This window comes from Planctobacterium sp. AWH2_060, from assembly GCF_056158425.1.
Genome location: NZ_JBSWTG010000001.1, coordinates 5,197,959 through 5,219,431, shown reverse-complemented (window position 1 = coordinate 5,219,431; position 21,473 = coordinate 5,197,959). Strand labels below are relative to the sequence as shown.

19 protein-coding genes are annotated in these 21,473 nt (G+C 45.2%); 9 read left to right on the top strand and 10 right to left on the bottom strand.

Annotation, left to right across the window (positions count from 1 at the left end):
- Window positions 1-15 precede the first annotated feature (15 nt).
- The gene (locus tag ACXAD8_RS22655) at window positions 16-258 is read right to left on the bottom strand and encodes a hypothetical protein (RefSeq protein WP_475232716.1); all 243 of its coding nucleotides are present in this window, start codon (window positions 256-258) and stop codon (window positions 16-18) included.
- Between the two features lie 106 nt (window positions 259-364).
- Entirely contained in the window at window positions 365-937 is a 573-nt protein-coding gene (locus ACXAD8_RS22650) for a LysE family translocator (protein ID WP_475232714.1), read from the bottom strand.
- A 100-nt stretch (window positions 938-1,037) separates the two neighbouring features.
- On the opposite strand from ACXAD8_RS22650, the gene ACXAD8_RS22645 reads away from it, so the two are divergent.
- The 5 genes from ACXAD8_RS22645 (at window position 1,038) to ACXAD8_RS22625 (ending at window position 5,790) form a co-directional block, all read left to right on the top strand.
- Window positions 1,038-1,952 carry a LysR family transcriptional regulator gene (locus ACXAD8_RS22645; protein WP_475232713.1) on the top strand — a complete coding sequence of 305 codons (915 nt, stop codon included), beginning with the start codon at window positions 1,038-1,040 and terminating at the stop codon, window positions 1,950-1,952.
- A gap of 106 nt (window positions 1,953-2,058) precedes the next feature.
- Window positions 2,059-2,358, top strand: a complete 300-nt coding sequence (locus tag ACXAD8_RS22640; RefSeq protein ID WP_475232711.1) for a YciI family protein — start codon at window positions 2,059-2,061, stop codon at window positions 2,356-2,358.
- 317 nt (window positions 2,359-2,675) lie between these two features.
- Window positions 2,676-3,551 carry a diguanylate cyclase gene (locus tag ACXAD8_RS22635; protein WP_475232709.1) on the top strand — a complete coding sequence of 292 codons (876 nt, stop codon included), beginning with the start codon at window positions 2,676-2,678 and terminating at the stop codon, window positions 3,549-3,551.
- Window positions 3,552-3,744: 193 nt separating this feature from the next.
- Window positions 3,745-5,358: a glycerol-3-phosphate dehydrogenase/oxidase gene (locus ACXAD8_RS22630; protein ID WP_475232707.1), complete on the top strand. Its 1,614-nt coding sequence runs from the start codon at window positions 3,745-3,747 to the stop codon at window positions 5,356-5,358.
- Between the two features lie 150 nt (window positions 5,359-5,508).
- The gene (locus tag ACXAD8_RS22625; RefSeq protein ID WP_475232705.1) at window positions 5,509-5,790 is read left to right on the top strand and encodes a DUF6471 domain-containing protein; all 282 of its coding nucleotides are present in this window, start codon (window positions 5,509-5,511) and stop codon (window positions 5,788-5,790) included.
- Here ACXAD8_RS22625 and ACXAD8_RS22620 read toward each other — a convergent pair.
- The 4 genes from ACXAD8_RS22620 to ACXAD8_RS22605 form a co-directional block, all read right to left on the bottom strand.
- Entirely contained in the window at window positions 5,787-6,875 is a 1,089-nt protein-coding gene (locus tag ACXAD8_RS22620; protein WP_475232703.1) for a zinc-binding metallopeptidase family protein, read from the bottom strand. The two genes, ACXAD8_RS22625 and ACXAD8_RS22620, sit on opposite strands and share 4 nt — an antisense overlap.
- A 57-nt stretch (window positions 6,876-6,932) precedes the next feature.
- Entirely contained in the window at window positions 6,933-7,862 is a 930-nt protein-coding gene (locus tag ACXAD8_RS22615; protein ID WP_475232701.1) for a GGDEF domain-containing response regulator, read from the bottom strand.
- 437 nt (window positions 7,863-8,299) lie between these two features.
- Window positions 8,300-9,076, bottom strand: a complete 777-nt coding sequence (gene yaaA, locus ACXAD8_RS22610; RefSeq protein ID WP_475232699.1) for a peroxide stress protein YaaA — start codon at window positions 9,074-9,076, stop codon at window positions 8,300-8,302.
- Between the two features lie 54 nt (window positions 9,077-9,130).
- The gene (locus ACXAD8_RS22605; RefSeq protein ID WP_475232697.1) at window positions 9,131-9,652 is read right to left on the bottom strand and encodes an O-acetyl-ADP-ribose deacetylase; all 522 of its coding nucleotides are present in this window, start codon (window positions 9,650-9,652) and stop codon (window positions 9,131-9,133) included.
- A 248-nt stretch (window positions 9,653-9,900) separates the two neighbouring features.
- Here ACXAD8_RS22605 and tal point away from each other — a divergent pair, with 248 nt between their 5' ends.
- The 3 genes from tal (at window position 9,901) to ACXAD8_RS22590 (ending at window position 13,652) form a co-directional block, all read left to right on the top strand.
- Complete coding sequence (gene tal / locus ACXAD8_RS22600; RefSeq protein WP_475232695.1) at window positions 9,901-10,854, top strand: transaldolase; 954 nt, start codon at window positions 9,901-9,903, stop codon at window positions 10,852-10,854.
- A 126-nt stretch (window positions 10,855-10,980) separates the two neighbouring features.
- Window positions 10,981-12,621: a glucose-6-phosphate isomerase gene (gene pgi / locus ACXAD8_RS22595; protein WP_475232693.1), complete on the top strand. Its 1,641-nt coding sequence runs from the start codon at window positions 10,981-10,983 to the stop codon at window positions 12,619-12,621.
- Between the two features lie 854 nt (window positions 12,622-13,475).
- Window positions 13,476-13,652: a DUF3545 family protein gene (locus ACXAD8_RS22590; RefSeq protein ID WP_229528788.1), complete on the top strand. Its 177-nt coding sequence runs from the start codon at window positions 13,476-13,478 to the stop codon at window positions 13,650-13,652.
- A 101-nt stretch (window positions 13,653-13,753) separates the two neighbouring features.
- Here the strand turns inward: ACXAD8_RS22590 and ung are convergent, their stop codons facing one another.
- The 4 genes from ung to thrA all read right to left on the bottom strand — a co-directional run bounded on the left by ung (window position 13,754) and on the right by thrA (window position 19,247).
- Entirely contained in the window at window positions 13,754-14,413 is a 660-nt protein-coding gene (gene ung / locus ACXAD8_RS22585; protein ID WP_475232691.1) for a uracil-DNA glycosylase, read from the bottom strand.
- A 2-nt stretch (window positions 14,414-14,415) separates the two neighbouring features.
- Window positions 14,416-15,705, bottom strand: coding sequence for a threonine synthase (thrC, locus tag ACXAD8_RS22580; RefSeq protein WP_475232687.1), 1,290 nt, complete (start codon window positions 15,703-15,705; stop codon window positions 14,416-14,418).
- Window positions 15,706-16,656, bottom strand: coding sequence for a homoserine kinase (gene thrB, locus ACXAD8_RS22575; RefSeq protein ID WP_475232683.1), 951 nt, complete (start codon window positions 16,654-16,656; stop codon window positions 15,706-15,708).
- Window positions 16,657-16,784: 128 nt separating this feature from the next.
- Entirely contained in the window at window positions 16,785-19,247 is a 2,463-nt protein-coding gene (thrA, locus tag ACXAD8_RS22570) for a bifunctional aspartate kinase/homoserine dehydrogenase I (protein ID WP_475232681.1), read from the bottom strand.
- A 498-nt stretch (window positions 19,248-19,745) separates the two neighbouring features.
- Here thrA and ACXAD8_RS22565 point away from each other — a divergent pair, with 498 nt between their 5' ends.
- A complete protein-coding gene (locus ACXAD8_RS22565) occupies window positions 19,746-21,470 on the top strand; it encodes an ATP-binding protein (RefSeq protein ID WP_475232679.1) in 1,725 nt (574 codons plus the stop codon).
- Window positions 21,471-21,473: the final 3 nt, after the last annotated feature.

The window sequence follows — 21,473 nt, the reverse complement described above, 5'->3', positions numbered from 1 at the left end:
ATTGAAGGCGTTGAGTCACACCAATTGCAGACTCAGCTCCTTTTTCTGATGGCTTTGCACAAAGACAAAGGCCTGCTCAGCAGTTTCAAAAACACCTACCGGGTGTAAATGGACTTCCCTCACATCTGAGAAAGGTTTCATTTTGTTGCCAACCCAGTCACAGATTGGCTCCACAGCAAAATCCCGCTGCTCTTCACACCAAAGCACCACAACAGGAGCATCCTGTTCCAGATCAGTAAAAAACAATTGTTCCGCCATTATGCTCAAAAAAATGCCATTTGAGGTTATTTTATTGACCTTAACGCTAAAACGGTAAATTTTCAAGGCAAATAAAGTGCAATTGACTTTATATCGTCAAATGACTTTAAAACAAGCTCACTGCACTGAGTAACAACATACTGGCAATCGCAACATTGAATACCATTCGTTGGGTCTTATTCTGCAAGGTTTTCATAAGCAGGCTTCCGGCCCATGCCCACAGAGTTGTAGACAAAAAACAGACAACCAGATAAATCCCTAAAAACAACGCGAACTCCAGTTGGGTTTTGCCGATAATAAATGCTGACGCACCTGCCAGACATGCAACCCAGGCTTTTGGATTAATCCACTGTATTAAAGCACCAGTGATAAACCCTTGTTTCTTAGTAGCGGATTGCGCTTCTACTCCACCACTTCGGAGCACAGTCCAGGCGAGATAAATCATATAAAGTGCCCCAGCATAGCGCAGCACGCCATCGTATTGCCCGATGAAACCAGCTAACAGACTTCCGGCAATGCCAACAATAAAAAGTAGTAAGATAAATCCCAGTACAGCACCGGAAACAAACAACATAGCAAATCTAAAGCCGTGCAAGCTGGCGGTGTTCATAGAGATAAGGTTCACCGGTCCGGGTGAAATGGACATGGACAAAGAAAACATAAACATCGCAAATAACATCAGCAAAAATCCTCCAAAAGACTGGATGGAAAGCATATTCGCCTCTATTATTTTCAACAATACAGAACATTAAGAACTCACTGTTCGGATAAATTCAATAATGATTGATGATTTAAAGTCACTGGCAATATTCAGGGAGGTGGCCAGGCTGCAGTCTTTCAGAGCGGCAGCCAGGGTATTGTCGTTATCGCCTTCGGTGATCAGCCAGCACATTTCCAACCTTGAACAAAAGCTGGCTACCAAACTACTGCACCGTACCACCCGAAAACTACAACTTACGGAATCAGGCAACGCGTTATTACAACACGCTGATGCCATGTACCAGCAAGCACAAATCGGCTTTGCTCAGGTGGCTCAAAATACCGGGGAGTTACTGGGCAAGCGAACAATTACCTTGCCGTCTGCATTATTAGAATCCGCCTGGATTAAAGGATTAGCCACATTCGCCAAAGCCCAATCTAAGTTATCCATCACTCTGGAATTTACCGATAAACAACTGGATCTGTTAGAAAACAATATTGATTTAGCATTTCGAACAGGGCAACTCAGCGACAGTTTAATGAAGTGCAAACGTATTGGCGGTATTCCACGCACCCTGGTGGCATCACCGGACCTGTTAAAACAATATAAACTACCAGCAAAAATAGAAGACCTGGGAACACTCCCCTGGGTTTACCTGAACCGACTCCCTGCTAATCGTGAATTTACCAACGCCGCGGGTAACACAATTTCAGTGCCCATCAACCCCGCAATCACAGTAAACAGCGTCATTGCCATGAAAGAACTGACATTACAGGGATTGGGTCTCAGCTCCCCACCGACTCACTTGATCCAATCCGAACTTAAATCTGGCGAATTAGTGGAGATTCTGCCAGATTGGAAAATCCCTGATATCCCCCTGTGCCTGGTCTGGTTGGACAGCCCGGAAAACAGCTTGTTAGTAAAGCGGTTGATGGAGTATCTGGATAATCAAGAGCCAAGATTAGTGAAGGAAAAACCTGAAACATCTGGTTAGCAGTGGCTTTGCAGAGTTAAACTCCCCCAACTCGGCACAACAGATGCTCCCCTTCCCGCCTAATTTATGCTTCAATGCACCCACCAAACAATTTGAATAATGCACTATGTACTATCTAATCTACTCCGAAGATGTTGAAAACAGTTTGCCAATGCGCAAGCAGGCCAGGCCTGCTCATATCGAACGCCTTATTGCATTAAAAGAAGAAGGTCGATTGTTAGTGGCGGGTCCTTGCCCTGCCATCGATGCAGAAGATCCAGGTGAAGCAGGTTTTACTGGCTCAATGGTGGTGGCTGAATTTGCCGATTTGGCCAGTGCTCAAACATGGGCTGACGCCGATCCCTACATTATGGCAGGAGTGTATCAACGCACAGTGGTAAAACCTTACAAAAAAGTATTACCTTAACTCTCCGCTTCCAATGTGCTTTGGCATTGCGCTATAACATAAGTACAGTTCCATCCGGGCCGATGCCAATACGGCCCGCCATTTTAATACATTCGAATTCATTCCCTTAAGCTTCCCTGGCACTTGCTCAATTTTGTGAAATACGATAAAACGTAAAATAAATGTAAACATATTTCAGTTTTAGTCTGAAATTCAACAATTATTGTCTATAACTAAAGGTTGTAGCGACAAAACTGTAATTTGTTTTCGTTTTATTCAAGGTCTGCCTCAAACCAGACGATAACTGTGAATCGATAAAGTATAAGACGGTCCAATCTATGAGATTAATTTCTGCCTTTTTTATCATCATTTCGATGTGTATTTCTATTACAACTTCTGCGGCTGAAATTTCCGTAAAACATCCAAATGTAGACCCCAGTTCAGCAAGAGACTACTGGCCTGTAGAATTGCTCAAAATGGCGCTGAGTTACGACACCAACAACACTTACATCACTTCACCGGCAGCTGAGCAGGAAGTAAATCAGGCCCGATTGAAAAGCATGATGAACGATGGTTCATTGCATGTTTTTTGGATTGGAACCTCTAACGAAGTAGAAAATGAATTCCGACCAGTGCGCATTCCCTTATTTAAAGGTCTGTTGGGGCATCGCATTTTTATTATCCGACAGGGTGATCAAGCCAAGTTTAGTCGGGTAAATACTATGTCTGACCTGTTGCAACTTCAGGCGGGTCAGGGCCGTTTCTGGTCAGACACCCCAATCCTGGAATCGGCAGGTATAGGCGTAGTAAAACCGGTTAAATACATTAATCTGTTCCACATGCTGGACGGTGGTCGTTTTGATTATTTCCCCAGAGCGGTTCATGAGCCCTGGTCAGAAATAAACCGGGATCCGAAACTGGCGTTGACCATAGAAACGGATTTGATGCTGATTTACCCTATGCCTTTATACTTCTTTACGGCACTGGACAATATCGAACTGGCTTCTGCGATAGAGTCAGGCCTGAGAAAGAGCATTGCCGATGGTACCTTCGACAGAATGTTTTTGGAGAACCCCGATATCCGCTCGGCACTGGAAAAAACCAATGTCGCCCGTCGTAAAGTATTCCGTATCGACAATCCTGGTTTATCCCCAGAAACCCCTCTGGATGAAAAAGCCCTTTGGTTTGATATCGAAAGCGTTTCAAACCTCTAAGACTGTTTAGATTCAAATAACTGGTGTAAGTGTACTTACACCAGTCCTTCATTCCCCACTTCACAATAGCACTGCAAGCGGTTAACGTTGACCACTGAGCAGGATAAATTTCATTAGTCCTTGCCTTCTGCGTATGGTAACGTAAACTACAAGTCTTATATAAGATACATGTTTTAATCTGTTAATGGCTGGAATGATGAATCTTCGCAAAAGTAATCTCGCAAAACTCGGCACACAAGACTTTGATGTATTGATTATCGGAGGCGGAATCAATGGCGCTGTTTCGGCTTCGGCACTGGCGGCCAAAGGGGCTAAAGTTGCTTTAATTGATAAAGGCGATTTCGCCGGTTTTACCAGCTCCAATTCCTCAAACCTGGCCTGGGGTGGCATCAAATATCTTGAATCTCATGAATATGGTCTGGTTTACAAACTTTGTAAAAGCCGTAACCATTTGATGCGTAATTACCCATCGACGGTTCAAGAAATTCGCTTTCTCACCAGCATTCAAAAGGGCTTTCGCTTTCCGCCCTTTATGGTTTTCCTCGGCACAATCTTATATTGGATGATCGGCAAATTCTTTACTGTCGCACCAAAATTCCTCAGTGCCAGCAAAATTAAAAAGTTAGAGCAAGTTGTTAATACCAAAAATGTTGTAGGTGGATTCGAGTACTCTGATTGTTACCTCCATGACAATGACGCCAGATTTGTATTCAACTTCATTCGGCAGGGTATGAGTTATGGCTGCATTGCAGCAAACTATGTCGAAGCAGTAAACGCTGAACACAAAGACGGTATTTGGCAAACTCAGGCACGAGATACCATCAGTGGCGAAACATTTAACATCCGCTCTAAAGTGTTCATCAATGCCGCTGGTCCCTTTGTAGATTCAATAAATCAAACCGTAAAGCAGCAAACAGAGCATCATCATGTGTTTTCCAAAGGTATTCACCTTATCGTGGACCAGATCACCGACAGCGGCAAAGTACTGACTTTCTTTGCTGATGATGGCCGACTCTTTTTTGTTATTCCCATGGGGCGCTGCACCTGTATTGGAACCACCGACACTCAGGTAGAATCCCCCCACTCCAAAGTTACTGAACAAGATCGACAATTTGTGCTGGACAATGTGAACCGTCTGCTGGATCTGAAAAAACCCTTAACCCAGGATGATATTATCGCAGAGCGCTGTGGCGTCAGACCATTAGCTATCAAGGGAAAAAATGGCAAAGCTGATTGGGTCCAACTGAGCCGCAAACATGCAGTAGATATCAATAGCCAATATAAGCACTTGTCTATTTTTGGTGGCAAGCTTACTGATTGCATCAACGTAGGTGATGAAATTGCCAGTGAAGTGCAAAAACTGGGCATTGACCTCCCCTACCCGGAGCAAAAATGGTACGGCGAGCCAGGTGAGGTGGTTAAACAAGAATTTCTGCATCGCGCACGCTTAATGGACCTGGATGGAATGACGCCTGAAGGGGCGTCAGAACCATTAACCCAGCGCTTCTGGCGGCGTTATGGACGCAATGCCATGAGTATGCTGGAGAGCATCCGCGAAGACGCCAGCAAAGCAGAAAGGCTAATTGAAAATGCGGAATATCTAAGAGTTGAAATAGAGCATGCCGCACGGCGCGAAATGGTAACCAAACTGGAAGATTTTCTGCGTCGACGCTCAAAGATTTCCTTGGTAGTGCGCCATGAAGATGTATTAGCAGCCCCCGGACTAAAAGAAGCCTGTGATATTTTATTTGGCGAAGAAGCAGAAGCCAAATTACAAGAGTACATACAGGATATGGCTAAAAAGTAATTGACCCCAATTCGCAGGTTTACCGGTATTAAAATTTGGCAATCTTGTCTAAATGAATTCCAATACGCTCTAAACTTTACGTTTAGCTATAGGCATTTCCACAATTATAGTTATAATCGAATCCGATTATAAGCTTCTGGCAGGATAGCAATGGGCAAGGATCCGAAAGAAAAGAGTAAAATTGAAAAGCAGTTGGATAAAATCGCTGCCACAGAGATCAAACGCCACATCAAAGCTGAAATGGCGTTAGCTGGACTCAATTACAAAGAGCTTGCCGACAGAATGTGTCAACTAGGCCGACCTATCTCTGAACAAAGCCTGCGCAATAAGGTCAGCAAAGGCTCACATCGAACGACCTGGTATTGGGACCTGATGCGGATCATACGTAGCAACCCGGAAAAACCTATTCAAAATACCCCAGAAAACCTTTAATCGGCCACTTCCTGCCCGACGGGTTGCCCCTTGATTATGTTATGCACAAATTCCAGCTTTGCAATAACCTTTGGGGACAACACAAAAGGATAGGCGTGGCTGTGCCCCATACTGCGATTCAGACTATTAAGCGCATAAGTTAATGGTAACCAATGCTCAATAATAGTTTTGAAGTCCGATTGGTTATAGGGGTTAAATTCCACATCAGCCTGATACCCTTCCGATTTTGCAACTCTGGGACGCACCTGTAAATCGAATTGATAAGCTGTTTCAAGCGTATCTACAATGTGCAGATAATGCGCAAAACTCTCCGCCCAGTCTTCCCAGGCATGACTACTGGCATAACTACTGACATATTCATTTTGCCAGTTTTCGGGAGGGCCTGATGCATAATGAGCCTGCAGCGCCTGAGAATAATCCTGAGTTTCATCACCAAACATTGCACGGCAAGCCTTCAAACAAGGGCTGTCGGCAATGAGCCTATCCCAATAATAGTGCCCAGACTCATGTCTAAAATGGCCTAAAATAGTGCGATATGGCTCCGCCATCTGATTTCTCATGCGTTCCCGCTCTGCCGGGTCAGCTTCGGCAAGATTAATGGTGATATGGCCCTGACTGTGCCCGGTCATCACCCGCTCGCGCTCAGAAAACTGCGCTGGGGAATCCCTCAAAAATGAAAAAGATAATCCCTCCACTTCATCCTGCTCTTTACCGGTATGTGGCAAACCAAGCTGAATGACACTGTAAATCAAACGGCGCTTTTCTTTTTCCATGGTATGCCAAAGTGCCAGGTTACCCTGTGCAGACAAATTAGGGATGGTGTCGTTAAGGCGACAGGCGCGGCAATATTCCTCATTGTCCTGCTCTGCAACTAACCAGTTGCAAACATTGTGCTCCTGATAGTTTTTACACTTTTTATAAGTGCCTGTTGCACCGATAGGAACCAAGGTGTCGGTTGCACCGTCTGGCAATGCCACGATACTCAGAATATCAGGAGCAAAGCCCAACTGATGCCCACATTGAGTACAGGCAACATTTTCAAAATACACTAAATTACGGCAAACCGGACAATTGAATAAACGCATGAGTTGCTCCTAAGCAATACCCTTATCCAGACTAAATCGTGCACTGAAAAGTCACATTCAAGCCTCTAATTTGTGAAAGTATTCGCCAACAATACGGTTGCGACCTTCACTCTTGGCTCGGTAGAGAAGCTTGTCGGTCATCTTCACTAAGGTTTCTGCCGCTTGTTCAGCGGGAAAAGCTGTACACAAACCGGCACTAAATGTGGCGTAGTCGGCAACGGCAGAAGCCGCATGAGGGATAGCCAAAGAAGCGAAGTCCTGGAGCAACTCTTCCATGATTTTGGATGCCTGCTCCAGATCACAATCAAATAAGATTACGGCAAATTCCTCTCCGCCATATCGGGCTACATAATCTGAACCTCGTTTTATATTGGACTGCAGACAATTGGCCATGGCCTTCAGGCATTCATCCCCAGCTGGATGACCATAGATGTCGTTGTACTGTTTGAAAAAATCGATATCTATCAACGCCAGCGAAATAGGCGCTGAAATGCGACGGGCATGGCTCCAGGACTTCTCCAGGTAATCATTAAAGGCGCGCCTGTTGGATATTTCGGTTAAACCATCGATTCGCGCCAGATTGGCCAATAATTCAGTTTTGCGAATTAGCTGCGCCTGCAAGTCTACACGCGCTTTTAATACCGAGACATTAATCGGCTTTGAGATGTAGTCACTAGCGCCTAATTTAAGCCCTTCAATCTCGTCTGCTGGCTTATCTTTACCGGTGATAAAGATAACATTGATGTCACCGTATAGTTCGTGATTTGCTTTAACTTCGCGACAAATATCGAGACCACTGCCATCCGGCAGGCCGATGTCCAGCAAAACAATCTCAAATGGTTGCGTTTTCAGTTTTTGCATTGCTTCGGTTTTATTGTTAGCAATGCTGAGGCGGTAATTTTCGTCTAATTTTTCAGCGATAATCTGCTGACTGGCGACATCATCTTCAACGATGAGAATGCGGTAATTATATTGAGAGTTAGGCATAAGTCACGGTCCTGTAGGTCATCACAACTACCATACAGGAGGAAACTAATATATGTACAGTTGCGGGCTGGAATTTATTCCTGCACCGATATTAAGTTTAACCTTGTAGGTCTGAATTTATTCAGACGCCGATGCCAAATTCAACCGCCGCCGTCCGACTAAAGTCGAACCCACAAATCAAATTCAACCATCGCCGTCCGATTAAAGTCGAACCCACAAATCAAATTCAGCCTTGTAGGTCTGAATTTATTCAGACATCGCAGGCAAATTCAACCGCCGCCGTCCGACTATAGTCGAACCCACAAATCAAATTCAACCATCGACGTCCGACTAAAGTCGAACCCACAAATCAAATTCAACCGCCGCTGTTCGAATGGCGGATTTTTGCTCCTGCAAAATCGGCATTCACTACATCCTTGTAGCTCAATTCGAATCTACTATGCCTGCTCTTCTCGCAAAAATACCAGCTCTTTATCTGTGCTGTCAGCTTCACTAAAGTAATATCCTGCGGAATTAAAGTCCTTTAACTGTGCCACTTCCGACAACTGATTTTCCAGGATATAACGGGCCATCAGACCGCGAGCTTTTTTCGCGAAAAAGCTTATCACCTTGTACTGTCCGTTCTTCTTGTCTTTAAATACCGGCGTATAAATTTGTGCCGCTAGCTTTTTCGGCTTAACAGACTTGAAATACTCGTTAGAAGCCAAATTGATCAGCACGTTATCTCCCTGCTCTTCCAGCACCTGATTCAGCTTCTCAGTAATTTGTTCGCCCCAGAATTCATACAGGTTTTTGCCTTTGTCAGTATCCAGTTTAGTGCCCATTTCGAGGCGATAAGGCTGCATCAAATCCAGTGGACGCAACAATCCGTACAATCCAGAGAGAATGCGCAAGTGCTGTTGACTGTATTGCAATGTATCTTCGCTCAGACTGTTGGCATCCAGCCCGGTATAAACGTCGCCGTTAAAGGCCAATAAGGCCTGTTTAGCGTTTTCCTGGGTGAATGGCGTTTGCCAGCTGGCGTAGCGCTCGGCATTGAGCAGTGCCAGTTTGTCACTAATATGCATTAGTGAACTAATTTCATGGGGAGCCAGTTGCTTACAACGGTCAATGAGCTGCTGTGCCGGTTGCAACATTTCTGGTTGAGTATAATGCGAAGTGTTGGCCGGGGATTGGTAATCCAGATTCTTAGCGGGGGAAATGACAACTAACATAAAACAGGGGCACTCCAGTCAAAAAGCGTTAATGTTGTGGCTTTTTACTGAATTTCAATGCACCTGGATCGATTGCATGGCCTTAATGTATGCCTGATACACCAAATCATCAAAAGCACAAAAAATCACTTTGCGAATATCAGGATAAAAACTGGTTTGTTCAACCACGCTCGTCATGGCTATTTCACAAGCCTGCTCAACCGGATAACCGTACACGCCACAGCTTATGGCTGGAAATGCAATACTGCGCAATTGATGCTCCGCAGCGAGTGTCATGACCCGCTGATAGCACTGAGCCAATAGCATGGCTTCCTGTTGCTGACCACCTCGCCAGATAGGCCCTACTGTATGAATGACTTTTTTACAGGGCAGCTGATATGCATCGGTAATTTTAGCCTCACCGGTCAGGCACCCACCCAGGGTCTTACACTCGGCCAATAGTTCGGGTCCTGCCGCTTTATGGATAGCGCCATCCACGCCACCGCCCCCCAATAAACTGTTATTAGCGGCATTTACTATAGCGTCCACTTGCAATCGGGTTATATCTTCCTGAATGATTGTGATTTTTGCTGTCATTTGAAACTTCACCACCCATTGATTACTATGTTCACTTGTAAGATACTTTGATTATCAACATCAGCTTTTATTGCCTTTACTACGCTTTTTTATTCAGAACCGGTTAGGTTTTCGATATCACGAAAATTCATTCTGTAGTAACAATAAAAGGTTATACCCTGTGTAATACCAATAAGTTATTTAGCCCTGTAAAATAACATGACTATTATGTCATGTTAGTCCATATTCGGAATACTTTTGAGGAAATTATGAGTAACCAACTTGAAGCCCTTCGCGCGGTAACAACGGTCGTCGCCGACACCGGTGATATCGAAGCCATTCGTCAGTATCAACCTGTTGATGCCACGACTAACCCTTCCTTGTTGCTTAAAGCTGCACAGATGGAGCAGTATCAGTCATTGATTACTGAATCTGTTGAGTGGGCAAAACAGCAATCTGACGACGTTGCTCAACAGTTACAAGACGCCAGCGATAAATTGGCGGTTAAATTTGGTTGTGAGATCTTAAACATCGTTCCAGGCCGTGTATCTACCGAAGTGGATGCCAGATTGTCTTTTGACAAACGCGCAACTATCGAAAAAGCACATCGTTTGATTGAGTTATATGAAGAAGCCGGGATCAGCAAAGAGCGCATCCTGATCAAAATCGCGTCCACCTGGGAAGGGATTCAGGCGGCTGAAGAGCTGGAAAAAGAAGGCATCAATTGTAACCTGACACTGCTGTTTGGTTTTGCCCAGGCACGCGCTTGTGCTGAAGCGGGTGTTTTTCTGATCTCTCCTTTCGTAGGCCGTATCCTGGACTGGTACAAAGCCAACACAGATAAAAAAGACTATGCGCCAACAGAAGATCCGGGCGTGCAGTCGGTAACCAGCATTTACAACTATTACAAGCAGCACGGTTACAAAACCATCGTAATGGGTGCCAGTTTCCGTAACATTGGCGAAATTACTGAATTGGCGGGTTGTGACCGTCTGACCATCAGTCCAGCATTGTTACAAGAACTGAAAGACAGCAATGCTGAACTACCGGTTAAACTGCAAGATAGTGGTGCCACAGCTGAAGCCCCTGGAGCCCTCTCAGAGCGTGAGTTCCGTTGGCAAATGAACGAAGATGCTATGGCCACTGAAAAGCTGGCTGAAGGTATCCGCAATTTCGCAAAAGACCAGCTGAAGCTGGAAGATATGCTAAAAGCCAAACTATAAAAATAATGATGCACAAAGCCATCCAACGGGAGTTGTTCTGATGAGATGGCTTTTTTATTCGGCTCAAAAAATCAATAGCAAAGGCCCTACAACAATCCAACAAGTGTTTAATTTACGAGGAAGATTATGGCCCACCTGAACGAACAACCCGCCTGGCAAAAACTGTCGGATATAGCTGATGCGATTAAGTTTGAGCACATGCGAGACTGGTTTAATAACGATCCACAACGCGCCCAAAAGTACACTGCAGAAGCGGTTGGCATTACCCTGGACTACTCCAAAAACCGGATTAATCAGGAAGTGATGGAGTCGCTGTTCGAATTAGCCGAGCAATGTCAGGTGGCCCAAAAACGTGAGGCCATGTTTAGCGGTGAGCAAATTAACTTTACTGAACAACGTTCGGTACTGCATACCGCCTTGCGCAACTTTTCTGGCAATCCGGTATTGGTAGATGGTCAGGACGTGATGCCAGAAGTTTTGGCCACACAGGCCAAAATGAAAGCCTTTGTCTCCAGTATCCTTGATGGCGAACACAAAGGCTATACCGGCAAAGCCATTACTGATGTAGTGAGCATCGGTATCGGTGGTTCTTTCCTTGGCCCCAAAATAATGTCGGAAGCGCTAAAGCCCTATTGGCAGTCGGATGTCAAAGTGCATTTTGTGGCAAATGTCGATGCTTGTCATATTCAGGACGTTTTAGCCGAGCGTGATGCGGAGCAAACCTTGATCCTGATGTCTTCCAAATCCTTCAGTACCCAGGAAACTTTGCAAAACACCCTGACGGCGAAAAAGTGGTTTTTGGCCCAGGGCGGCACCGAAGCCGATATTGCCAAGCACTTTATGGCGGTTTCTTCCAATATCAAAGCGGCCACCGAATTTGGTATGGCAGAAGAGAACATCTTCCCCATGTGGGACTGGGTAGGTGGTCGTTATTCACTGTGGTCAGCTATCGGTTTGCCCCTGGCATTAACCATTGGCTGGGAAAACTTTGAAGCTCTGCTAGACGGTGCTTATGAAATGGATTGTCATTTTCAATCGGCACCCGCTGAACAGAATTTGCCCATGATTCTGGCACTAATTGGCCTCTGGTATCGCAATTTCTTTAACGCCCAAAGTTATGTGTTGTTGCCTTATTACCACTACCTGAGAGGCTTTCCTGCCTATGTACAGCAATTAGATATGGAAAGTAATGGTAAGCAGGTGGCCGGTGAAGAAACCGTCGACTATGAAACCGGGCCAATAGTCTGGGGCAGTGAAGGTACCAATGGCCAGCATTCATTCCACCAGCTTATCCACCAAAGCAATACGCTTATCCCGGCGGATTTTATGCTGCCATTAAATGTACCAAATCAGGACAACAGCCACCATGCGATGTTGGCCTCAAACTGCTTTGCACAATCTCAAGCGCTCATGCAGGGACAGTCTCACAAAGAAATTGTGGAAGCACTAAAAGCTAAAGGCATTAAAAAACAACAAGCTGAACTGTTGGCTACACACAAAACCATGCCGGGTAACAAGCCTTCTAATACCCTTTTATTCCAACAACTGGATCCGAAAACCCTTGGTGCACTGGTGGCGCTATATGAGCACAAGGTGTTTGTGCAAGGGACGATTTGGGGTGTGAATTCCTACGATCAATGGGGCGTTGAATTAGGTAAAGTATTAGGTAATCAAATTCTGGATAAGATTCAGTCTGAAGATACTAATCCCGGATTTGACGCTTCCACCAATCAATTGATCTCTCGTTTTATTGACAGTTTAAAATAGCGACATCTTGACACTGCAGAATGCGATTAAGCAGCTGCAGTGTCACCCAGGGCGAGAGCATGAGTGCTCATTTAGTGTCTGGAAACTAATAATGTTCATTTGGAGATAATCCAAAACTGATTCGTTTGCGGGTTCGGTTCCGCCAATATTTTTTCGGAGTGCTGAACCTAATCTCCCTTTACGCGCAATAAACTGCGACATCAGTTAAAACAACGATGAGAGCTATCAGGGATGATAGCTCAATCAATGCCCAGCACAGGGATGTGCTGTCATTGATGGTCGTCGTTGTTCTGATGGCGAAGTTTATGCTTTTGCGCGTCAGGGGCTGCGGGGGATTCTTAAGGGGGGCGCAGCCCGGTCCCCTTGAGGCGCAGTCGGCGCCCCGACAATGATTTCAATCAAATGATAATGGTTGAATTAGACCGCGGCGCCAAAAAGGCTTACCTAACAGCACACTCAAAACCAGCGCCTGTAGGTAGGTTGAGTACTGCAATATCGATAATTTAAGACGTAGTCAAAATAATTAGCTTTTAGCTTCGGTTGGCTGTGCCGGAGTGTTGGTCAAAAATCGTTCGCGATCTTGCCCTGCAGTGTCACCACCCTATATTATTGGTATTAAATCCTTCACCTTTGTACAACTTCTCTGCAATTGTTAAGTGACTCCCACAAAAAAGCGGCTAATCGCTCATTTTTCAACCACCTATTGTTCCATTCTTATTAGTTTCATAGTTTGTTAATAAAAAGTTAACATTTGCCCTTTACTTTTACCTCGCCTGTGATAAAACAGGTATCGAAACCGGTTGTTAATTAATTGTTAAACCGGAATTTTAGCGGTGTGATGTAAGGAGTTTACCGTGGATAAGAATGACTTAATGTCTAAACTAGACGAAGAAACTCGCTCAACTAAATCTCGTAAGAAAAAGCGCATGTGGCGCGAAATCGAAGCTATCAAGGATAAATATAAGCTTCGCAAAGAACTCGAAGACATGGATATGTTCAATGAGTACGAACTAAGCCAAATCGACATCTAACCGCAAAAGCCCCTGTTATTGGGGCTTTTTGGTTTTTGACGATAAGGAAATTATTGCGGGCTAATCTGTATCGCCCGCAACGTTAGGCTTTTTGATTTCTATCAGACCTGCCAGGTAATTGGGCTTAGTCCTTGTTGATCAAGAAGTTGGTTGCACTGAATAAAGTGACCACAACCTAAAAAGCCACGGTGTGCAGAAAGTGGTGATGGGTGCGTAGTCTTCAACACATGATGCCTTTGGGTATCGATGTGAGCGCCTTTTTTGTGGGCATGACTGCCCCATAGCATAAATACCAAGCCCTTGGCGTGCTGGTTCAGTAGCTCGATGACCTTGTCGGTAAATTGCTCCCACCCAATCTTACTGTGGGAATGTGCTTTGCCTTGTTCAACAGTCAGCACAGTATTGAGCAATAATACCCCCTGCTCTGCCCATGATTGCAAATTGCCATGTGACGGGACCTCAAAACCGGGAACCGATTGCTGCAATTCCTTGTACATATTCCTTAAAGACGGTGGCGTTTTAACGCCGTGCTTTACTGAGAAGCAAAGACCATGGGCCTGTCCAGGGCCGTGATAGGGATCTTGTCCCAAAATGACCACTTTAACTTTATCAAATTCAGTAGCCTGAAAAGCGCTAAACACCTCTTCTTGCGGAGGGAAAATGGCTTTGCCTGCTCGCCTTTCCTGCTCAACAAATTGCAGAATTTGCTGAAAATAAGGCGCCTGTTTTTCGGCGCCTAATAGTTCCTTCCAGCTCGCCATGGCTACTTAAGAAGTTCAAACAGATGTGCTTTAAGTGTCTCGTACGAGGCATCCTTAGTGGCGGACAAGATCTCTTTACCTGCACAATCAGCTAAAGGCTGCGGTAGGCTGATGGGTTGTCCCAATACATTTTCCACCGTTTCTTTGAACTTAGCGGGGTGCGCTGTGCCCAGGAAAATACCAGTTTCACCTTCCTGCAACTGACGCTTCAGGCTCTTGTATGCGATAGCCGCATGAGGCTCGCTGACATAACCATCTTTCATCAGCTGGCGCATCGCCACCTGGGTGTATTCTTCGTCGATGGCTTCGGCTGATAAAATCTCTTTGTCCAGGTAGCCGTATTCAAACAGGGCTTCAATACGCGGCCAGTTGTTGGGCTGGCTTACGTCCATGGCATTAGACATAGTGGCTACTGTCGGCTTAGGTGCCCACTCACCGGATGCCCAGTAACGCGGTACGGTATCGTTTTTATTAGTAGAAGCAATAAAGCGTTTTATCGGCAGTCCCAGCGCTTTGGCAATCATACCTGCGGTTAGATTCCCGAAATTACCACTGGGTACAGAAAATACCACGTCACTGCGTTTATCTTCTGGCACTTGTGAGAAGGCTTCAAAGTAATAGCAAACCTGCGCCAGTAAACGGCTGATATTAATAGAGTTTGCGGAATTCAGATGCAAACCATCGCGCACTTCCGGATCGTCAAAAGCTGCCTTGACCAACTGCTGACAGGCGTCAAAGTCACTTTCTACTGCTACGGTGTGAATATTGTCACCCAGCGTCGTAAACAGCTTTTCTTGCAGAGTGGATATTTTGCCTTTCGGATACAGGATAACGACCTGGATATTGTCGATTCCGTGAAACGCATGTGCTACGGCCGCACCGGTATCACCAGAAGTTGCGGTAAGAATAGTAATAGGATTGGCTTTTTCTTTGGTTAAATGTGACAAACACTGTGCCATAAAACGGCCACCAAAGTCTTTAAATGCCAGGGTCGGACCGTGGAATAACTCAAGACAATAGATATCATCTTTTACCTGTGCCAGTGGTGCCGGAAAACAAAAGGCGTTTTCCACCAATTCCGCCAACACATCTGCCGGAATATCATCCCCAATCAAGTGGGATAATATCGCCGCACTGCGCTGGGTAAAGGGTTGCTGTAACAGGGCTTCTACATCGGCCAGTGGCGTGATATTTTTGGGAAAATACAGGCCCTGGTTCTTACCCAGTCCTTTTTGCACCGCCTCACAGAAATTAACGGTATCGCTATTGTCTTTCAGATTGAATAATTGCACTTAAGATTCCTTCACAACTGTTGAACCTTTCAGGTCCAATTTACAGACATGACTAAAACCATCTTCATTCTGGATATAATTTTCGGTTAGCCAGTCACTTATTTTATTGGCCTCATCGAGGCTCTCACATACGGCAAAGACAGTGGGACCAGAGCCGGAAATACTGAAGGCCAGGGCACCATTATCTAATGCAAATTTTCTGGATTCATCAAATTTAGGTAACAAACTCTTACGGTAGGGTTCAGCAATTACGTCCTGCATCATACTGGCCGCCAGCTTGCCATTGTTTTGATGCAGCGCATCAACAAACACTGCCAGTTGCTTGCCAAATTGCAGTGCGGTTTTAACACTGACTTCTTTGGGTAAAATCTCACGAGCCGCAGAAGTAGAAACCGATATACCGGAATAACAACTCACCCAATACCAGCCGTCTATCACAGGTAATTGCGTGGTAATCTGCTCGCCATTCTCCACCATCAGGGTCATGCCACCCAAATAGCAAGGAGCGACATTGTCATAATGAATACTGCCGCTGATCTGCCCCTCTAACTCACCCATCAACAATAACATCTCATCTTCGCTGAATGGCGTGCCGTAAAAGCTATTCAAGCCATCCAGAGCGGCCACGATTGAACTGGCACTAGAGCCCAAGCCACTGCCAATAGGCAAGTGCTTGTCGAGCGTCATCTTACAGGCTGGCGCTTCTATATTGCGCGCTTTTAGCTTTTCGTGAAAGGCATTGTAACAGTGGGTCACAATATTAGTGGACGTATCGGCAGGTAACTTATGAGCAAACCGACCAACAACAGCTAAGCTGAACTGCTCAGCTTGTTCGAGCGTTACTGTGTCACCCAAAGGTGAACCATCTATAGGGGCAATTGCAGCTCCCAGGATATCAAAACCCAGGCAGACATTTCCTATCGAAGCAGGCGCGTAGGCGATGTGCTTCATCGAGATTTTCCTATCAATTTGATAAAAGGGTCATAAGGCTAACACACCCAATCTGATTGTACAGCGCCGCCTTATGCCTAATATTTAGTTTTACTTTAACACGGGAATTAATGCACTAAAACGCACACTTAATGGGTTCCCGCCCATGGCATAGTGCGCAGCACATCGGCAAAAACACCAGCGGCCGTCACTTCTGCTCCGGCCCCGTAGCCGCGGATCACAAAGGGGATTGGCTGATAATATTGGCTGTGGATGGCCAACGCATTTTCACCATCCTTAATAGTATATAAAGGATGCAGCGCATCAACGGCCAATACTTTTACTGCACATTGCCCTTCTTTGATGGTCCCCACGTAACGCAGTACCTTACCTTCCGAGGCCGCTTTGTCGATCAATGTCGCAAAGTGGCTGTCCAGTTCTGGTAGTCTGGCGACAAACTCTTCCACCGAACCGGAGGCATCAAAGGACTCGGGAAGCACTGATTCAATGCTGATATCAGAAAGTTCCAGTTTCAAACCCGATTCACGTGCCATGATCAGCAGTTTACGGGCCACATCCATGCCGCTTAAGTCGTCTCTGGGATCCGGCTCAGTAAAGCCATTGTTCATTGCAATTTTGGTGGCTTCAGAAATGCTTAAACCTTCGTCCAGTTTGCCAAAAATAAAAGACAACGAACCAGACAGGATACCTTCAAATTGCAATAATTCGTCACCGGCATAGAGCAGATTTTGCAGATTATCAATCACCGGCAATCCCGCACCCACTGTGGTTTCGTAAAGAAATTGACGATTGTTCTGACGCGCCACCTCTCTTAACTTTTTGTAAAAAGCTAAATCGGATGAATTGGCTTTTTTGTTAGGCGTGACTACGTGAAAGCCTGCCTCCATAAAATCAATATATTGCTCAGCGATATCATCACTGGTGGTACAGTCGATAATCACCGGATTCACCAAACTGTTATCGTGAGCGAAGCGCTGTAGGGTTCTGACATCGAGGTTCTCTTCACTGGCTTCCAGTTCTTCACGCCAGCCATTCGCCAGATCGATGCCCCCTTCCCTTAGCAACAGGTTACGGCTATTGGCAATACCATACACTCGCAAGCTGATGTCGCGTTTTAGCAAGGCAGCTTGCTGTTTACTGATTTGGTTGAGGAGTTCTGCGCCCACGGTGCCACACCCCACCAAAAAAGCGTCAATGGTGTGGAGATTGGAGAAAAAATTCTGATGAATCACCTTAACTGCCTTTTTCGCCTTTCTGGCTTCGATAACCGTTGAAATGGAACGCTCTGATGATCCCTGAGCAATGGCTACATTGTTCACACGAGCCTGCGCCAGAGCACTGAAGAATCGGGCAGCCAAACCCTTGGTATGGCGCATACCGTCACCAACCAGGGTTACTATGGCCAGGTTTTCCTTAGTCTGGATAGGCTCCAACAGGTGGTTGTCAATTTCTAACGCAAAAGCGTCTTCCAGTACATTTCTGGCCCGCTCCTGGTCTTTACCCTGAATACAGAAACTGATGGAGTATTCTGACGAGGATTGGGTGATCAGGCTGATAGAAATATTGGCGTTGGAGATCACTTCGAATACCCGTGCAGCCATGCCTACCATGCCCTTCATACCAGGACCTGAAATGTTGAACATGGACATGTTTTCCAATAGCGAAATCCCCTTAACCTGTACCCATTTTTCGCTGGCTTCATTGCTGATCAAAGTGCCCGGTGCCGCAGGGTTCAGGGTATTGCGAATAAGACACGGAATTGAGTATTGAGCGATAGGACCAATGGTTTTTGGATGTAATACTTTGGCACCAAAGTAAGATAATTCCATCGCTTCCTGATAAGTCAACTTATCGAGCAGTACTGCGCCTTCCACCTGACGTGGATCAGCGTTGTACACACCATCAACATCAGTCCAGATTTCACAACACTCAGCGTCAATACAGGCAGCTAAAATGGCAGCAGAATAGTCAGAACCATTGCGTCCCAATGTCACCTTTTCACCGGCTTCATTAGCGGCCACAAAACCAGGCATAATCAGTAAACAATCTTTATCGGTATTTAAATCGGCAAAACGGGCGCGGCTGGCGCTGAGATCAGCGATAGAGTCCAGGTAATCGCCTTCGGCAACCACGTACTCAACCGGGTCTATAATGTGATTTTTTACGCCCGAAGCGGTCAGGATCTGACTGAATATATTGACACTAACATATTCACCTAAACTTAAAATCTGCGCGGTAATAGCGGCCGGGCTGGCGTTAAGCAAGGCAATGCCCTGTAAATGTTTTACCAGACCATTGAGCTTTTCGGTAATTAAGGTGTTGAGTTGCTGGTAATTGAAATTGTCGAGAGAATCATTTAAATCGGAGGCGATGCTGGTAAGAGTTTGTTTTAAAGCGGCAAATTCCACTTCGTAGTTTTCCCCCTGCTCGGCTTTGTGACAAAGCGTTTCAAGGGTATTAGTGACGCCTTTAGGGGCAGACAATACCACGCCTGCACCTGATTCCCTGTGAGCCTGCAGGCTGATATCCCTGACACTCAAATATCTGACCGCATCTGCCAGCGAAGACCCACCAAATTTCAATACTTTCATTTTACGCTCCGATTACCGCTATTTACCGATTTAACTTTTGACTCTGACAGAGCCACTCAATTTTTTAAACCTAAAAAAAAGCCCGTTTCCTGGTAGGTCACGGGCTTTTGCTATTCTTATGCTTGCACTAGCCAGTGACCCTCTCCGAAGAGATGGTGCCGGTCATAATAATCGTCATCATAATGCTGGTAAAAAGGTGCATGTGAGTCTTCCGATTGAGTGCCTGTGCAAGCTTATTTATTGAACTTGAGATGAGATTGCCATCTAGACGTCTAAATGTCAACAGCCATTTTTTGACAATTTTGCGAAAGTTAAGACTCGCTTCAGTTTTGAATCCATTTTCCTGCCATCAGATAGCGATAAGATTTTCTTTTAAAGACAAAATATTTGCTATTTACCAGTATAAATAGTAAACCCAGTGTACTACTCGGTTTTTAAGTGCTTCGATATCTCAAACTTTACAGCGAAACGTTAGCAAGAGAGTCTGAACTATAAACAATGTTTAACTTCAATTTAACAAGACCTGACTCATTAAACAAAAGCCAGTTACCACAAATATCGTATATCCCCCGAATAATTGGTTATGTAATCATGGGGATTATGATGCTGGCGGTATTTTACCCTGTAGAATCTTTCAATGTGGTAATAGGGTTAATAGCTAACTGTTTAGTCTGGCCTCATGTTGCACGTCTGCACAGTAAACTCGCTGGCGAAACCCGGCAATCAGAACTAATTAATCAACACTGCGATGCCTTTTTTTATGGTTTATGGTCTGCAGTAGTAGGGTTTCAATTGTGGATAGTATTCGCATTATTAATTGTAACTTCGTTAAATAGCCTTATCGCAGGTGGATTAAAAAATTACGCTATCGCTATCCTGGTTATGTTGCTGGGAATGCTGTCAGGTGGATTGTGGCTTGGGTTTGAATTAATTGAGTACACCCCTTTCAGTGGAAAAGTTATTGCCGCCACGAGTATTTACCTCTACTGCTGTAATGTCGGATATTTCAATAGTCAATCCACAAAAATCATTAATCGCTCCAAGAAAGAAATAAAACGGCAAAATCAAGAGCTGAAAAGCGCATGGCTTAAAGCTGAGGAAGGTTCCAGAGCAAAAAGTGAATTCCTGGCTAACATGAGCCATGAAATCCGCACGCCAATGAATGGCATATTAGGCACCCTGCAATTAATTCAGCAAGACCTGCAGGACAAATCCTTGCAACCTCTGGTTTCCAAAGCGCTCTACTCTACAAAATCCCTATTAACTATCATTAATGACATTCTGGATTTTTCAAAAATAGAAGCCAATAAACTCTCGCTGGAAAGCGCACCGTTCTCAATGGTGGAAGTGGTCGATTCGGTGAGTGCGGATTTAACCCCTGCCGCCGGCGAAAAGGGTCTTCAGCTAAAAACGGAAATAGTGCCCGGATTCCCTGATGGTTGGCTGGGAGACTCGGTCCGCATCAGACAAATTTTGCTTAACCTGGCTTCCAACGCCGTCAAGTTTACTCATGAGGGCAGTGTTCACATAGCACTTAAAACGGTCCAACATGAGGGGAAGACGGCGATCCAATTCACTGTAGCAGACACAGGTATTGGCATGAACCAGGCTGCCCAAAACAAAATCTTTGAACGATTTACCCAGGCCGATACCTCTACCACCAGGAAATATGGTGGTACCGGTTTGGGCATGTCGATTACTGTTAGTCTGGTCCACCTGATGAATGGTCTTATTACAACGGACAGCGAAGAAGGCAAAGGCACCAGGGTGCAGGTTACTCTGCCGTTACCGAAAGCCAACATTCAACCTTTAGTGAATGATGAAAAGGCGACTGAAATTCCTGATTTAAGCGAGTTTCATATACTGATCGCCGAGGACAATGAAATAAATCAGGCCATTATTGAATCAATGTTGCAGAAAACCCAAGCCAACATTGACATAGTTGAAAACGGAAAACTGGCGGTTGAAGCATTTAGTAACAAGCAATACCACATAGTATTAATGGATATTCAAATGCCTGAAATGGATGGTATCGAAGCCTTCAAACGAATTAAGCAATTAAATCCCGATGTGCCTGTCATCGCCCTGACTGCCAATGTCATGGCTGATGACATTCAACGCTATGAAGAGCTGGGGTTTGTTAACCATGTGGGCAAACCCTTTAATATGGATTATTTATTCCAGGTACTGAGCAGTAGTTTGCAGCTGTCCACCCAGAAATAGGTA